At 71.7% G+C, this 15,700-nt stretch carries 12 protein-coding genes and 1 pseudogene; 4 read left to right on the top strand and 9 right to left on the bottom strand.

From position 1 onward, the window contains the following. Window positions 1–868: pseudogene (locus OUY22_RS30120) on the bottom strand (hypothetical protein); the annotation flags it as partial. A gap of 177 nt (window positions 869–1,045) precedes the next feature. Between OUY22_RS30120 and typA the strand changes: the two are divergent. After that, entirely contained in the window at window positions 1,046–2,896 is a 1,851-nt protein-coding gene (typA, locus tag OUY22_RS30115; RefSeq protein WP_270158588.1) for a translational GTPase TypA, read from the top strand. Between the two features lie 319 nt (window positions 2,897–3,215). Beyond that, entirely contained in the window at window positions 3,216–5,741 is a 2,526-nt protein-coding gene (locus OUY22_RS30110; RefSeq protein WP_270158587.1) for a hypothetical protein, read from the top strand. Here OUY22_RS30110 and OUY22_RS30105 read toward each other — a convergent pair whose 3' ends face one another. The 4 genes from OUY22_RS30105 to OUY22_RS30090 form a co-directional block, all read right to left on the bottom strand. Continuing rightward, window positions 5,742–6,395: a DUF2461 domain-containing protein gene (locus OUY22_RS30105; RefSeq protein ID WP_270158586.1), complete on the bottom strand. Its 654-nt coding sequence runs from the start codon at window positions 6,393–6,395 to the stop codon at window positions 5,742–5,744. A gap of 30 nt (window positions 6,396–6,425) precedes the next feature. Further along, a complete protein-coding gene (locus tag OUY22_RS30100) occupies window positions 6,426–7,190 on the bottom strand; it encodes a polysaccharide deacetylase family protein (protein ID WP_270158589.1) in 765 nt (254 codons plus the stop codon). A gap of 63 nt (window positions 7,191–7,253) precedes the next feature. Beyond that, window positions 7,254–7,538 (bottom strand): hypothetical protein, encoded by a 285-nt coding sequence (locus OUY22_RS30095; protein ID WP_270158585.1) that lies wholly within the window; start codon window positions 7,536–7,538, stop codon window positions 7,254–7,256. Between the two features lie 141 nt (window positions 7,539–7,679). Next, window positions 7,680–8,255: a helix-turn-helix domain-containing protein gene (locus tag OUY22_RS30090; protein WP_270158584.1), complete on the bottom strand. Its 576-nt coding sequence runs from the start codon at window positions 8,253–8,255 to the stop codon at window positions 7,680–7,682. Window positions 8,256–8,348: 93 nt separating this feature from the next. On the opposite strand from OUY22_RS30090, the gene OUY22_RS30085 reads away from it, so the two are divergent. Further along, window positions 8,349–9,182 (top strand): DMT family transporter, encoded by an 834-nt coding sequence (locus OUY22_RS30085; RefSeq protein WP_270158583.1) that lies wholly within the window; start codon window positions 8,349–8,351, stop codon window positions 9,180–9,182. Window positions 9,183–9,249: 67 nt separating this feature from the next. Here OUY22_RS30085 and OUY22_RS30080 read toward each other — a convergent pair whose 3' ends face one another. Then, window positions 9,250–9,834, bottom strand: a complete 585-nt coding sequence (locus tag OUY22_RS30080; protein WP_270158582.1) for a sigma-70 family RNA polymerase sigma factor — start codon at window positions 9,832–9,834, stop codon at window positions 9,250–9,252. 247 nt (window positions 9,835–10,081) lie between these two features. Here OUY22_RS30080 and OUY22_RS30075 point away from each other — a divergent pair, with 247 nt between their 5' ends. After that, window positions 10,082–11,155 (top strand): PLP-dependent cysteine synthase family protein, encoded by a 1,074-nt coding sequence (locus tag OUY22_RS30075; RefSeq protein WP_270158581.1) that lies wholly within the window; start codon window positions 10,082–10,084, stop codon window positions 11,153–11,155. A 38-nt stretch (window positions 11,156–11,193) separates the two neighbouring features. Here OUY22_RS30075 and OUY22_RS30070 read toward each other — a convergent pair whose 3' ends face one another. The 3 genes from OUY22_RS30070 to OUY22_RS30060 form a co-directional block, all read right to left on the bottom strand. Then, window positions 11,194–12,786 carry a tetratricopeptide repeat protein gene (locus OUY22_RS30070; RefSeq protein ID WP_270158580.1) on the bottom strand — a complete coding sequence of 531 codons (1,593 nt, stop codon included), beginning with the start codon at window positions 12,784–12,786 and terminating at the stop codon, window positions 11,194–11,196. Window positions 12,787–13,159: 373 nt separating this feature from the next. Next, the gene (gene ftsY / locus OUY22_RS30065; RefSeq protein ID WP_270158579.1) at window positions 13,160–14,341 is read right to left on the bottom strand and encodes a signal recognition particle-docking protein FtsY; all 1,182 of its coding nucleotides are present in this window, start codon (window positions 14,339–14,341) and stop codon (window positions 13,160–13,162) included. Window positions 14,342–14,394: 53 nt separating this feature from the next. Continuing rightward, window positions 14,395–15,700: AAA family ATPase (locus OUY22_RS30060; protein WP_270158578.1), on the bottom strand; the 1,306-nt coding region annotated here is incomplete at its 5' end.

Below are 15,700 nucleotides of genomic sequence, written 5' to 3'. Positions count from 1 at the left end.
CCCGCGCGAAGCAGACCCGCACCGCCGCGTTGTAACCCACCCCGAGCCAGTACGAGTAGCCGTCCGCCCGCAGGCCCTCCACCCCCGCCACGACGGGCTCCACCAGCCCGCGCGCGCAGCCCAGCAGCACGTTCGCGCAGTCGGCCAGCTCTTCCGGCGCCCCGAGCGCGGGCAGCCGCTCCAGCGCCTCACGCGGGCAGGCGACCCCCATCGCCGTCGCGGCCCTGGCCAGCCGCAGCCCGGGCACCGCCGCTCCGGCCCGCACCGCCCATGCCAGGGCGGCGTCGCACTCCGCCGCCAGGGCCCGCGCCCTGCGCAGGTGACGCACCCGTTCGCGCCACGGCAGCCGCCGCGTCAGCGACACTCCCTCGTGGCACTCCTCGTACGCCGCGCAGACCGCCCTCAGGTGACGGTCGCGCAGCCGGTCGTCCTCCCCCGCCTCCCGCAGCCGCTCGGCGGCGTACTCCCTGACCACCCCGCGCAGCGCGTACGAGCCCGTCACCAGCCGCGCGGCCACCAGCCGGTCGAGCAGCCGGGGGACCTCGGCCCGCCGCAGGATCCCGCCGTCGCCGCACACGGCGGCGGCCAGCTCCGCGTCGAACGCCCCGGCGAACACCGCCAGCCTGCGCAGCAGCACCCGCTCCCGGGGCGCCAGCAGCTCGTGGCCGAGCCCCACCACGGCCCGCACCTTGGCGGTCCGGTCGGCGGCGGCGGGCAGCAGACCGTGCCGGCCGCCGAGCCGGTCGGCGATCCGCGCCGCGGGCAGCGCGCATCCGGCGGCCAGCTCCAGCGCCAGCGGAATCCCGTCGAGCAACCGGTGGAGCCGCTCGGCGTCCTCCACCGGCGCACCGTCGAAGAACTGCGACATGGGGTCACCATCTGTGGCGAGGGGATCACTCGTACGTGACAGTGTGACACTTTCGCGAGGTCAGCGTGCCGGGAAGCGAGGTCCTGGCACCGCACGCGTCATCTGGGGGGATCAACTAAACTTGTGGGGTCGCGAGTTCGCGCGGCCGGCCCCATCGATACAGAGCGAGAACTCATCATGCCTTTGAACAGCCGCGACGACCTGAGGAACATCGCGATCATCGCGCACGTCGACCATGGCAAGACCACTCTTGTCGACGCCATGCTGTGGCAGTCGGGGGCGTTTCGCGCCAATCAGGACGTCGACGACCGGGTCATGGACTCCAACGACCTTGAGCGCGAGAAGGGCATCACCATTCTCGCCAAGAACACCGCCGTACGCCACGGCGGCATGACCATCAACATCATCGACACCCCGGGCCACGCCGACTTCGGTGGCGAGGTCGAGCGCGGCCTGTCCATGGTCGACGGCGTGGTGCTGCTGGTCGACGCCTCCGAGGGCCCGCTGCCCCAGACCCGGTTCGTGCTGCGCAAGGCGCTGTCGGCCAAGATGCCCGTCATCCTGTGCATCAACAAGGTCGACCGGCCCGACTCCCGCATCGCCGAGGTGGTCGACGAGGTCTACGAGCTGTTCATGGACCTCGACGCGACCGACGACCAGATCGACTTCCCGATCGTGTACGCCTCGGCGAAGGCGGGCCGCGCCTCGCTGGAGCGCCCCGCTGACGGCGGCATGCCCGACTCGCCGGACCTTGAGCCGCTGTTCGACATCATCAAGTCGACCATCCCGGCGCCCACCTACGACCCCAACGCGCCGCTCCAGGCGCACGTCACCAACCTCGACGCCTCGTCCTACCTCGGCCGCATCGCGCTGTGCCGGATCCACCAGGGCCGGCTGACCAAGGGCCAGCAGGTCGCCTGGTGCCGCACCGACGGCAGCATCCAGAAGGTGCGGATCACCGAGCTGCTCATGACCGAGGCGCTGGAGCGCAAGCCCGCCGAGGAGGCCGGCCCCGGCGACATCATCGCGATCTCCGGCATCCCCGAGATCATGATCGGCGAGACGCTGGCCGACCCCGAGGACCCGCGCCCGCTGCCGCTCATCACCGTCGACGAGCCCGCCATCTCGATGACGATCGGCACCAACACCTCGCCGCTGGTCGGCAAGGTCAAGGGCGCCAAGGTCACCGCCCGCATGGTGAAGGACCGCCTCGACCGGGAGCTGGTCGGCAACGTGTCGCTGCGCGTGCTGCCGACCGAGCGGCCCGACTCGTGGGAGGTGCAGGGCCGCGGCGAGCTCGCGCTGGCCATCCTGGTCGAGCAGATGCGCCGCGAGGGCTACGAGCTGACCGTGGGCAAGCCGCAGGTGGTCACCAGGGAGATCGACGGCAAGGTCCACGAGCCGGTGGAGCGGCTCACCGTCGACTGCCCTGAGGAGTACCTCGGCGCCGTCACCCAGCTCCTGGCCGTCCGCAAGGGCCGCATGGAGCACATGACCAACCACGGCACCGGCTGGATCCGGATGGAGTTCGTGGTGCCGGCGCGCGGCCTGATCGGCTTCCGCACCGAGTTCCTCACCGAGACGCGCGGCACCGGCCTGGTGCACCACGTGTTCGAGGCGTACGAGCCCTGGTTCGGCGAGCTGCGCACCCGTGGCAGCGGCTCGCTGGTGGCCGACCGCACCGGCCCCGTCACCGCGTTCGCGATGCTCAACCTGCAGGAGCGCGGCACCCTGTTCGTCTCGCCCGGCACCGAGGTCTACGAGGGCATGGTCATCGGCGAGAACTCCCGCGCCGACGACATGGACGTCAACATCACCAAGGAGAAGAAGCTCACCAACATGCGCTCCTCCACCGCCGAGGAGACGGAGAAGGTGATCCCGCCGCGGGTGCTCTCGCTGGAGCAGGCGCTGGAGTTCATCCGCGAGGACGAGTGCGTGGAGATCACCCCCGACGCGGTGCGCATCCGCAAGGTGATTCTCGACGCGGCCACGCGCGGCCGCGCCGCGGCCCGCGCCAAGCGCGCCTGAGCGTTCTGACTCGAAAGTCACCCCGCCGTGTGGAGAAGCATTCTCCGGTACGGCGGGGTGACTTTGCTCATTTACCGGCCCGGACAATGGGGAAACCGGGCCATGGGCCACGGATGCCCAGGTCGGAGCCGCTGTGACGCACGGGTGGGGATTTCCGTCACCTCTCTAGTGAGGTGTGCGGGACACGCCCGCAGGGAATTCAAAGATTGGCGTGATTTTCCGCCCCGGAAAAGACCGAAGGCGTCAAGGCCGGGGCAACGTCATCACACCGTTACCCGTCAGAGAGAACAATCGGCCGGACGAGTGAATCATCCAGACTGTGGAAAGGCTCCGAGCTGTCATCGGGTTCGGGCTGGCTGTCCTGTCGCTGGGCGCCATCGCCTGGTGCGCCGTCACGGCCCAGCCCGTGCCGCCGCCTGCCTCTCCGCCCTGGCCGGCCGAGACCGACTCGTGGGACGTGTCCGCCCCCCGCGCCGGACCGGCCGTCGAGCGTGACCGTGAGGCGCTCACCGAGGTGACGGTCGCCCCGGCGAGCGCCGCCGACCTGGCCGGGGTGCCCGAAGGGCGGCTGGACGAGCGGCTGCGGCAGGTGAGGGTGACGATCGTGCACCGGCTGCGGATGGACGCCGCCGACAGCCTGGCCGGGACGCTCCGGCAGGGCGCCGAGTTCCCGCGCGGGATGCGCCGCTTCACCGACGACGGGTTCGGCGCCGTCAAGGTCAACGGCACCGTGCTCGCCCCGGCGGGCCGGCTGCCGCCGCTGCTCACCACCGCCGGCGGCCGCACCACGGTCCGCTTCACGGTTACCCTGCTGCGCCAGGTGCGGCCCGAGGAGCTGCTGCGGCTCGACTTCAACGCCCCCACGGCCCGGCCGCTGCTGGTCGTCTACCGCAAGGTCACCCTGCGGCCGGGCGAGTGGACCGTGCTCCGGGCGACCTCGATCGAGCCCGACCGGGAGGAGCCGGAACGGCTGGAGTTCACCGTCGGCCTCTACCCGGTGAGCGTCACGCTCGCGCCGGACGCGTACGGCTTCCCCGACGTGCGGGAGGAGGACGACTTCTCCTGGGCGACCGCGCTCGGCGTGCTCACCGCGATCGTGCTGGCGGTGCTGCTGCTGCGGGCGCTCGGCGGCCGCTGGTGGCGGCGCCGCCCCAACCGGGAGCTGGCCGCCGGGCTGGGCCTGGCGGCGCCGGTGATCCTGCTGGTGGCCGTGGCCGAGGAGTTCACGCTCCTCGCGTACCTGATGCTGTTCGTCGGGCTGCCGCTGCTGGCGCTGCGCCACGCCGTCCAGGTACTGCCGAGCGGCCCGCAGTGGACGCCGCGCGACGCGCTCGGCGCGACCGGGGTGGGCGTGCTGCTCGCGGTCGGCATGCTGTCGTGGTCCTACCGCTACGGCCAGTTGCCGGGCGACACGCTGGTCACCGGGACGGCCGTGGCGGCGGCCGCGGCGGCCGGGTCGGCGATGGTGCTCAGCGCCGACCTCGGGGTGCGGGCCGTGGTCGTGCGGCTGACCGCCTTCGCCGCGGGGTCCGCTGTCGCGCTGCTCGCGCTGGTGCTGTGGGCCAGGGCGCTGGCCACCCAGGTCTATCCGCCCGACAGCGTCCGGTTGCTGCTCGCGTTCTGCTGGGCGCTGCTCCCGGTGGCCGCCGTCGCCGTCGCCGTCAAGCAGTGGACCCGCGGCGCGGTCGTGGTCGCCGTCGTGGTGAGCCTGCTGGTGCAGGGCTGGCCGACCGAGTGGCTCGACGCGGGCTCGTGGAGCCGGGCGCTGCCCGAGCAGGCCGTGCCGCGCATCGGCGAGCTGGAGCTGACCCCGCTGGTGCGCGGGGTGATGGGCCTGCTGCTGCTGGGGTTCCTGCTGCTGGTGCTCCGGCTCAGGCGGCTCGGCGCCGCACTCGGCGCGACGCGGGACTCCGCGGCGGAGTCAACCATGATCGTCTGTCTGATGGTGGCCTACCTGGCCCCGCAGGGCAGCGCCACGCTCGGCGACATCAACGTGCCGCTGCCGATGCTCTCCATCACCGCGCTCATCGCCTGGGTGACCGCGCGCTGGCTGCTGGCGGACCCGCACCCGTCGGTCGTCGAGCCGGGCGACCAGGAGGAGCACCGGGAGCTGATCAGGGCCGCGCTGCACCGGCGGCTGCTGCTGGGCTTCGAGCAGGAGCTCTACCGCACCGGCCGCGGCCGCCTGGGCGCCGGCGAGCTGACGATGGCGGAGTTCGACCGGCAGCGCGAGGCGGTCGACACGGCGCTGCGCGGGCACGGCAGCCATCCCGAGACCGCCTTCGCCACCGCCGCGGGCTGCTCACCCTGGCACAACGGCGTCCACGGGTTCATCGTCAGCCTGCTGCTGAGCCTGCCGTTCCTCATCGTGTTCGGGGTGCCGATCGGGGCCGACCTGAGCAGTTTCGTGTTCGAAGCCCGCTCGGTGATCGCGCTGCCCGCGTTCGGCTTCCTGTTCGGCTACTTCTATCCGCGCATCCGCGGCACCCAGCCGATGACGAAGGCGCTCAACCTGATGGCGGCCGCGCTGGCCACCGAGCTGTCGGGCTACGTGGCCGCCCTCGCCGAGCCCGACCTGGGCGCGATGGACAAGGTGCAGGTGGTGGCCATCATCGTGGGCAAGGTGGCGCTGGTCTCGATCGGGCTCGGCCTCTACTGGGAGTGGCGGATCATGCACCTGGCCGGCGAGCCGTGGGCGAGGGTGCGCAACATCCGCAGCCTGCGCAGCCTGGCGACGCCGCTGCTGGCCATCATGATCGCGGCGATCACCACGGCCGCCACCTCGGCCGCCGGCCAGACCGTCGACCGCATCCTGCGGGGCGACGAGACGTCCCAGCAGCCGTGATCAGGTCCGGTCCGGCAGCTCGCTCCCCCGTACGTGCGCGCAGAGCCAGTCGATCAGCGGTCCGAAGTCGCGCCAGCAGGCGCGCACCCGGTCGGCGGCCTCGGCGGTGTGCACCCACGGCTCCGGTTCGAAGCCGCGACCGGCGTACAGCGACCTGTGGCGCAGCAGGTCGAGCCTGGGGTGGTCGGCGGGCACGCCGCGCGGCCTGGTCTTGAGCCGGTCGCCGCCGCGCTCGTAGCCGGCGGCGTCGAGGGCCGCCACGATGCGCTCCAGCGGTTTGCCGGTCACGTCCTCGTCGACCGCCGCGCGGAACCGGGCCACCTGGTCGGGGGCCTGCGAGTAGACGCCGCCCGCGGCGCGCAGGCCGTCCGCGCTGATCTGCGCGTAGAACCCGATGCCGGGCATCAGCCCGACGAAGGCGCCCTGGTGGGTCTTGTACGGCGACTTGTCCCTGGCGTAGCGGACGTCCCGGTACGGGCGGAACAGCTTGGCCTCACCGAACTCCTCCGCCAGCTCGTCGGCCAGAGCCTGCATCGGCGCCCGCACCGCCTCCTCGTACAGGCTCTTGTGGCGGACGAAGTAGGTCTTCGAGTTGTCCGCCTCCAGCCCTTCGTAGAACATGAACGCCTCGTCAGGGATGCCGGTGAAGCCCATGCCTCCCAGCCTGCCATGCCGCTTCGGCGGTCACCGCTCCGGAGGGGCCTGGCGGTAGCGCCGGCCCGGCCGCGGCGGCGTCCGGTAGAGCTCGCTCACGGTCACCATCCGGAAGCCCTTGCGGGTGAGCGTGTCGAGGATCCGCGGGACCGCGTCGACCGTGGTGCGGTGGATGTCGTGCAGCAGCACCACCGCGCCGGGCCTGGCCCGCGACGCGCGCCTGGCCACGACGGAGCTGACCCGGTCGCGCCAGTCGTAGGTGTCGACGCTCCACAGGATCTGCGCCAGCCCGCGCTCCCGGGACTCGGCCGCGACCCTGTCGTCGGTGGACCCGTACGGCGGCCGCATCAGGCGCATCCGCACGCCGGTCAGCGCGCGCACCAGGTCGCCGGTCCGCTGCAGTTCCCGGGCGATCAGCGGGCGCGGCAGGGTGGGCAATTCGGCGTGGCTCCAGGAGTGGTTGCCGAGTTCGTGCCCCTCGGCGACGATGCGCCGCAGCCGGGCGGCGCCGCCGGGGGCCTGCGCCATCTGCCCGACGACGAAGAACGTGGCCCGGGCGCCGTGCTCGCGCAGCATGGTGAGCAGCCGGTCGGTCTCGGCTCCCGGCCCGTCGTCGAAGGTGAGCGCCACGCACCGGCGGCACCCGGTGACGGCGGGCGGAGGCCAGTCGCGCTGCATCGAGGTCAGCCGTTTGCCCAGCGTCTCCGGGTCGGCCGCGGCAGGGGGGCGCGCCATGAGGGGCACCCGTGCCAGCGGCTGGGCCGCGCATCCCGTCACCAGCGCCAGCACCGCCATCGGCAACACGGGCGCAGCCCTCCACGCGCGCATGTTCCCCCCGGCGGCACGCTCACGAGGGCATCACGGATAGTCGCCGGCAGGCCGCCCCCGCAAGTCCCTGACCAGCTCTTCCCACCATGATGGGATATCCGCCTGCAACTCCTTGTAACGACGCGCCACTCTTAGGGCACATCCGGCCGGATCGGTCCCAAGATGGCGGCGTTTCAGCGGGCCTTCACGCCAGCGGTAGAAACCGTCCCGGTAGCGCACGACAAGCCCGATCCAGACGGGCAGGGTCGCGCCGTCCCCCAGTTCGTACGCGGTGGTCACGCCGAGGCCGTGCAGCTCCGCGTGGAGCTTCTCCATCGCCGCACGGGACTCACTCACGCGCCACCCCCTGCCGACGATCCGCCGTACACGAAGAGATGTACCCATTCACAGCCCGCAGCCGTCAAGGACATGGAGTAATCATGAAACTCCGCCCGGCGATCAGGAGGGGATTCGACGTTATTGGTCGGCCGCCTCGCGCGGCTCCGCCACGACCATGATGAACCGCAGCTCGCCGGCGCCCGCGTTGGCGTAGCGGTGGGCTCTGTCGGCGGTGAAGAGCACCGCGTCGCCGGCCCGGACCACGTGGCTCTTGCCGTAGACCGTCAGGGTCAGCTCACCGTCGAGCACGGTGAGCATCTCCCTGGTGCCGGCCGGGTGCGCGTCGCCGTCGTGGTGCTCGCCGGGCGCGAGCCGCCAGTCCCACAGCTCCAGGATCATCGGCGAGTCGGCGCCGACGAGCAGTCTGGCCTGGACGCCGCCCTGGTCGAAGGCGACCACGTCGGCCTGGTCGACGATCCTGACCACCGGCACGTCCCCGACCTCGACCAGCCGGGCCACGGTCACGCCCAGGGCGGAGGCGATCCGGGTGAGCGTGGACACGCTCGGATTGGTCCTGCCCTGCTCGACCTGGACGAGCATGCCGCGGCTGACGCCCGACCGGGCGGCCAGCGCGTCCAGCGTCAGCCCGCGGTGAGCCCGCTGGGCTCGCACGTTGCTGGCGATGGCCTGGGTGATCAGCTCGGGGTCCTCCACGAATGTGCAGTCTAGTGGAAAGAAGTTGCACTGCACTGCACCCTATGTGTTGTACTAATAGTGCAAAGGAATGAACTATGGGGAGGGTGAGACGTGACCGCGGTGATCCTGGCGACCGCCTGCGCGGTGGTGTACGGCACGGCCGACTTCTTCGGCGGCCTGGCCACCCGCCGATCACGGGTGCTCGCCGTGGTCGCGCTCTCGCAACTGGCCGGGTTCGCGCTGATCCTGTCCCTGCTGCCCGTGCTGCCCGGCGCCTTCGAGGGCCGGGCGGTGCTCTGGGGGCTCGGCGCGGGGCTGTCGGGCGCCGTCGGGCTGGTGCTGTTCTACCGGTCGCTGGCCACCGGCGTGATGTCCGTGGTCGCGCCGACCACCGCGGTCACCTCGGCGGCGCTGCCGGTCGGGTTCGGACTCCTGCAGGGAGAGCGGCCCGAGCCTGTCGCCCTGCTCGGCGTGGCCCTGGGGCTGGGCGCAGTGCTGCTGGTCAGCCAGGACCGGTCGGCGGGCGGCGCCGGGTCCACGAGGGCGGTGCTCACCGCGCTGGCCGCCGGGGCGGGGTTCGGCGGCTTCTTCATCCTGCTCTCCATGGCCTCGGCGGACGCCGGGCTGTGGCCCCTGGCCGGCGCCAGGATCGCGTCCATCGGCCTGGTGATCCTGCTCGCGCTGGCCACCCGGCGGACGCTGAAGCCGGTGCCCGGCTCGCTGGGCGTCATCGTCGCCGCCGGAGTCCTGGACATGGTGGCCAACGTGCTCTACCTGCTGGCCCAGCGGCAGGGCCTGCTGAGCCTGGTCGCGGTGCTCGTCTCGCTCTACCCGGCGAGCACGCTCCTGCTGGCCAGGCGGGTGCTCGGCGAGCGGCTGCACGCGGTCCAACTGGCCGGCGTGGCCTGCGCGCTGGGCGCGGTCGCCCTCATAGCCGTCGCCTAGCGCCGCGGATCAGCAGGCGACGGCTCCCGCGGCGCACGGATGAGGGAAAACGCGTGAGGGGCGGGGATCAGGCGGCGTCGGCGGTGGTCTCCCGGAGCGCGCCCTCCTCGCGGGCGTACTCCTCCAGCATCCCCCGCAGCTGCCGGCGCCCCCGGTGCAGGCGGGACATGACCGTCCCGATGGGGGTGCCCATCCGCTCGGCGATCTCCTTGTAGGCGAACCCCTCGACGTCCGCCAGGTAGACCGCCACCCGGAAGTCCTCGGGGAGCGAGCGCAGCGCGTTCATCACGACGCTGTCGGGCAGCCGGTCGAGCGCCTCGGTCTCGGCCGAGCGCAGCCCGGTCGAGGTGTGGGACTCGGCGGCGTGCAGCTGCCAGTCCTCCACGTCCTCGGCGGCCGACAGCTTGGGCGAGCGCTGCTTCTTGCGGTAGTCGTTGATGAAGTTGTTGGTGAGAATGCGGTGCAGCCACGCCTTGAGGTTGGTCCCCTCACGGAACTGGTGATAGGACGTGTAGGCCTTGGCGACCGTCTCCTGCACCAGGTCCTCGGCGTCGGCGGTGTTGCGGGTCAGGCGCATGGCGGACGCGAACAGCTGCGACGTCACAGGCACGACATCGCGCTCGAACCAGTCTTGACGCTGCTCTTCGGTCATCGTGATCAAATCATTCCCCCTTGCGCTATCCCCCGTTCGGCAACCGGCCGGCTGGCAGCGGTTCCATCGTCTCAGGCCCCGCGTAAGGGCCGCGTTAGGGGCTCTGCGCTGGTCAGAGAGGTTTCCGGTCGCTGTGCTCGCGGCGTGTGTCGTCACGTCCACGGCAGGACACGTTTCATAATAGTAACACTATTTCCTCATTTCTATGGAAAGAGTGGCGGGAATCACATGAGATAGCGTATAGACCATGGATTTTGTGGACCGGCATGCTCCGGCGACGCGACGGTGGGTGGCCGAGGCCGTCCACAAGGTGGAGGCCGACGCCAACCGGAGTTGTGATACGCACCTGCACGTGTTTCCGCTGCCCTCCGAGTGGGGGGTAAACCTCTACTTGAAGGACGAGTCGGTGCATCCCACCGGTTCACTGAAGCACCGCCTCGCCCGGTCCCTCTTCCTGTATGGCCTGGCCAACGGCTGGATCGGCCCCTCGACCACGATCGTCGAGGCGTCCAGCGGGTCCACCGCGGTGAGCGAGGCCTACTTCGCCCGGCTGCTCGGGCTGCCGTTCATCGCGGTCATGCCCGCCGCCACGTCGCCGGAGAAGATCCACCTGATCGAGTTCTACGGCGGCAAGTGCCACCTGGTCACCGACCCGGGCGCGATCTACGAGGAGTCCAGGCGGCTGGCGGCCGAGACCGGCGGCCACTTCATGGACCAGTTCACCTACGCCGAACGGGCGACCGACTGGCGGGGCAACAACAACATCGCCGAGTCGATCTTCGACCAGATGAGCATGGAGCCGCACCCCGAGCCCACCTGGGTCGTGGTCGGCGCCGGCACCGGCGGCACCAGCGCGACGATCGGCCGCTACATCCGCTACCGCCGCTACGCGACCCGGCTCGCCGTCGCCGACGTGGAGGGCTCCGCCTTCTACCCCGGCTGGGTGTCCGGCGACCCGGAGGTCACCGCACCCGGCTCGCGGATCGAGGGCATCGGCCGGCCCCGGATCGAGCCGTCGTTCCTGCCGACGGTGATCGACCGCATGATCGCGGTGCCCGACGCCCGCTCGATCGCCGGCATGCACTGGGTACGCGAGGTCACCGGCCGCGACGTGGGCGGCTCGACCGGCACCAACATCGCCGCCTGCGTCGAGCTGATCAGGGAGATGCGCGAGGCCGGGGAGCGCGGCAGCGTCGTCACACTGATCTGCGACAGCGGCGACCGCTACCGGGGCACCTACGGCAACCCCGCCTGGCTCGCCGACCAGGGCCTCGACATCGCCCCCCACCTGGCCGACCTACGCGCCTTCCTCCCGACCTAGAAACGACCTAGAAACGACCCAGAAACGACCTTGCCTGCCTAGACGACGGCGAGTTCGGCCAGGGCCTGGCGGATCTGCTCGTCGCCGGGGTCCAGGGCCGCCGCGTGCCGGAGGTCGGCCCGCGCCGCGTCCAGCTCGCCGAGCGAGCGCAGCGCGTAGGCCCGGTTGAACCGCACCTCTGCCCCGTCCTGAAGCTCGATCGCCCTGGTCAGGTCGGCCACCGCCGCGTGCGCGTCACCCTCCTCGAACGCCAGCGCGCCCCGCCCGGCCCAGGCCACGGCCAGGTGCGGGGCCCGTTCCAACGCGGAGTCGAACGCCTTGCGGGCCTCCACCAGGTCGCCCCGCGCCGCCTCGATCTGGCCGAGGACGCTGAGCAGGAACGGGTTGCCGGGATCACGCCGCACGTCCGCCCTGGCCCGGTCGAACTCGTCCAGGGCCACCAGCAGACCGGCCCGGTTCACGTACGCGGCGGTGAACCCGGGATCCAGCTCGATCGCGTGGTCGAGGTCGGCCAGCGCCCCCGCCATGTCGCCGCGCGCGTAGCGCGTCTCGGAGCGGTTGTAGTACGGCTCGGGGAAGGGCGGCCCGGCCCGCATGGCGCTCTCGTAGTCGGCCTCCGCCTCCTCCAGCCGCCCCAGCCGATACAGCAGGTTGCCGCGGTCGACGTAGTGGTCGGGATAGCCGGGGTCGGCGGCGACGGCGGCGTCCAGGTCGCCCAGCGCCGCCTCCAGGTCGCCGCGCATGGCCAGCAGCCGCGCCCGGTTGGCCCGCAGCACCAGCCGGTGGATCGGATGACGCGGCGCCAGGTCCCGCTCGGCCAGGTCGATGGCCTCCTGCACGAGCCGCATGGCCTCGTCGGCCCGGCCCAGGCGGACCTGCACCAGCGCCTTGCCGTTCAGGTCGAACCCCAGGTGGAACGCCCGCTCGCGCCGGTCGGGCAGCAGCGAGGTGAGCGCGACCGCCTGGTTGATCCAGGCCAGCGCCTCCTCCGGGTCCCTGCTGCCGGGGTCGTGGTGCCTGACCAGCAGCATCGCGGTCGCGTACGCGGCGGTCGCGAGGTTCTTGGGGTCGGTGCCGGCCCGCCGGCCGCGGTCGAGCAGCTCGCGCGCCTCGTCCTCGCGGTCGAGCGCGGCCAGCGCGGTGGCGGTCCGGTGCGCGAGCGTCCACCACTCCTCGCCGCCTTCCGGCAGCCGGGGCAGCAGCGCCGCCCCGGCCTCGGCCATCGCGTGGTGGAAGCCCTCGTTGCGGTAACGGTCCAACTCGGGTCCGAGCGCGTACGCGGGAGCCGGGTGCGGCGGACCCGAGGGCTCGCGGACGATCGTCAGCTCGGGCACCCGCCGTTCGAGGACGTCCAGCAACCGCAGGTCGGTGGGATCGGCGTGCGCGGTGTTGATCACCCGCAGCTCCAGCGGCCCGGTCGCGGCCAGGTGGGCGCGGGCGAACTCCGCCAGCCCGTTCGCCAGCCGCAGCGTGCGCAGCGGCGCGGGCACCAGGATGCGTTCGGGCTGGGGCAGCCGGTCGGCCAGCGTCACCCGCCGGGCCGGCACCCGGTCGCGCAGCGCGGGCGCCACCGCCCTGATCTCGATGTCGTAGGCGGCGATCAGCGCGTCGTCCGCCTCGGGCACGAGCACGTCCAGGAACGCGGCCCCGAACGTGTAAGGCCCCCGGAGTCCGCGATGAGCGTCAAAAGTGATCAGTCTCAGAACCGTCGCTCCCCTGGCACGAAGAATGACCAGAATTCACGGCGCGAACGGTCCGAATTCTGGAGAAAAATGGGCGGCGCTCCCCTCCGAAAGCGCCGCGCCCTCTGCCACAGAGGAGGTCAGGCGGCGTGCTTCGGCGTCGCCGCCCCTGCCAGTGCGACGGTCCCAGGCTTGTGGACCACGACCTTCTTCATGTTGGCCCTTTCCAACTCCATATCCGGCAGACCGTCCAATGTCAACACGGCTACCGGCGGACGACAAGGGCTGCCACGAAAACTGATATTTCCGGATCAGTCACCATTTACTCGCCCAGGATGGCATCCACAAAGACCTCCGGGTCGAACGGCGCCAGATCGTCCGGGCCTTCGCCCAGACCGACCAGCTTGACCGGAACGCCCAGCTCCCGCTGGACGGAGATCACGATGCCGCCCTTGGCGGTGCCGTCGAGCTTGGTCAGCGCGATGCCGGTGATGTTGACCACCTCGGCGAACACCTGGGCCTGGCGCATGCCGTTCTGGCCCGTGGTGGCGTCCAGGACGAGCAGCACCTCGTCGACGGTGGCCTTCTTCTCGATGACCCGCTTGACCTTGCCCAGCTCGTCCATCAGGCCGGTCTTGGTGTGCAGGCGGCCGGCGGTGTCGACGATCACCACGTCGGCCTTCTCTGTCATGCCCCTGGCGGTCGCGTCGAACGCCACCGAGGCCGGGTCGCCGCCCTCGGGGCCGCGCACGACGTCGGCGCCCACCCGGTCACCCCAGGTCTGGAGCTGGTCGGCGGCGGCGGCGCGGAAGGTGTCGGCCGCGCCCAGCACGACCTTCTTGCCGTCGCCGATCAGCGAGCGGGCCAGCTTGCCGGTGGTGGTGGTCTTGCCGGTGCCGTTGACGCCGACGACCAGCACCACCGCCGGCCGCTCGCCGTGCCTGGCCACGTGGAGCGTGCGGTCGAGGTCGGGGTTGACCTGGATGAGGAGCTGCTCACGCAGCAGCGCCCTGACCTCCTCGGGCGTGCGGCTGCCGAGCACCTTGACCTTGGTCTGCAGTTCCTCCACCATGGCGCGGGTCGGCGCGACGCCGACGTCGGCCGTGATCAGCCGCTCCTCGATCTCGTCCCACACCTCGTCGTCGAGGCGGTCGCGGGACAGCAGCTCCAGCAGTCCCCGGCCGAGGGAGCTCTGCGACTTGGCCAGCCGGGAGCGCAGCCGCACCATCCGGCCCGCCGACGGCGGCGGCACCTCCACCTCGGGGGCCTTGACCATGGGCTCGGCGGGGGCGGTGGGCTGGGCCGGCGGCGGGATCGTCGTGGTCGCGCCTTCGGCCTCCCCGGCCGCCGGCGGGTGCTTCTCCTCCTCCTCGGGGAGGGGAGGCGCCTGAGGAGGAGGCGGCGGCGCCGCCTTGCCTCCCGGCCGGAACAGCAGGAACAGGCCACCTGCCGCGATGAGGGCGACAAGGACCACGATCACGATCACGCCGAGGTAACCATCCACAAGATGTCAGTTTTCCAGATGGACCGGCATGGTCAGGACCAAGGGCGCGCCGATCAGGCCGGCTCGCGCTCCCGCAACCGCTGGCTGACCACCTGCGTCACCCCGTCACCGCGCATCGACACGCCGTAGAGGGCGTCGGCGATCTCCATCGTGCGCTTGTTGTGCGTGATGACGATCAGCTGGGAGCTCTGCCGCAGCTCCTCGAAGAGCGTCAGCAGGCGTTGCGTGTTGGTGTCGTCGAGCGCGGCCTCGACCTCGTCCATCACGTAGAACGGCGACGGCCGCGCCTTGAAGATCGAGATCAGGAACGCCACGGCGGTGAGCGACCGCTCGCCGCCCGACAGCAGCGACAGCCGCTTGACCTTCTTGCCCGGCGGCCTGGCCTCGACCTCGATGCCGGTGGCGAGCATGTCGTCGGGCGCGGTGAGGACCAGCCGCCCCTCGCCGCCGGGGAACACCCGGGTGAAGATCTGCTCGAACTCGCGGGCCACGTCCTCGTAGGCGGAGGCGAACATCCGCTCCACCCGCTCGTCCACCTCCTTGACCACGGTCAGCAGGTCCCTGCGGGTCTTCTTGAGGTCTTCGAGCTGCGAGTTGAGGAAGGCGTGCCGCTCCTCCAGCGCCGCGAACTCCTCCAGGGCCAGCGGGTTGACCTTGCCGAGCTGGTTCATCTGCCGCTCGGCGACGCGGGCCCGCTTCTCCTGCTCCTCGCGCACGTACGGAACGGGAGGGTCGCCCGGCACCGGCGCGTCGGGGCCGTACTCGACGACCAGAGCCTCGGCCTCCACCCCGAACTCGTCCATCGCCCGCCGTTCCAGCTGCTCCAGGCGCATCCGCTGCTCGGTGCGGGCGACCTCGTTGCCGTGGACGCGGTTGACCAGCTTGTCGAGCTCCTGGCCCAGCTCACGGACGTGGAGACGGACCTGCTTCAGCTCGGCGTCGACGGCGACCCTGGCCAGCTCGGCCTCGTCGCGCTCGCGGGCGGCCAGCTCGACGGAGGCCGACAGCGCCGTCAGGACCTTCTTCGCGCCCTCGCTCACCCGCCGGGCCACCTCTGCCTGCCTACGCCTCCTGGCCCGCTGAGCGGCCGCCTGGGCGCGCTCCTGGCGCTCCCGCTGCGCCGCCCTGGTCAGGCCGTCGGCGCGGCCCTCGATGCCCTTGACGCGCTCCTCGGCGGTGCGGACCCGCAGGCGGGTCTCCATCTCGCGCTGGCGGGCCGTCTCGGACGCCGAGGCCAGCTCGTCGCGCTGATCGGTGGTCGGCTCGCTCTCCAGCTCCTGCGCGTACTCGGCCTCGGCCAGTCTGATCTCCAGCTCGGCCAGCTCCTCCAGGCCCTCGGCGCGGGCCTCCTGCGCGGCG

It is taken from the genome of Nonomuraea corallina (genome assembly GCF_027620315.1).
Classification (GTDB): domain Bacteria; phylum Actinomycetota; class Actinomycetes; order Streptosporangiales; family Streptosporangiaceae; genus Nonomuraea; species Nonomuraea corallina.
The sequence above is the reverse complement of the archived record's forward strand: the minus strand, read 5'-3'. Positions and strand labels throughout refer to the sequence as shown.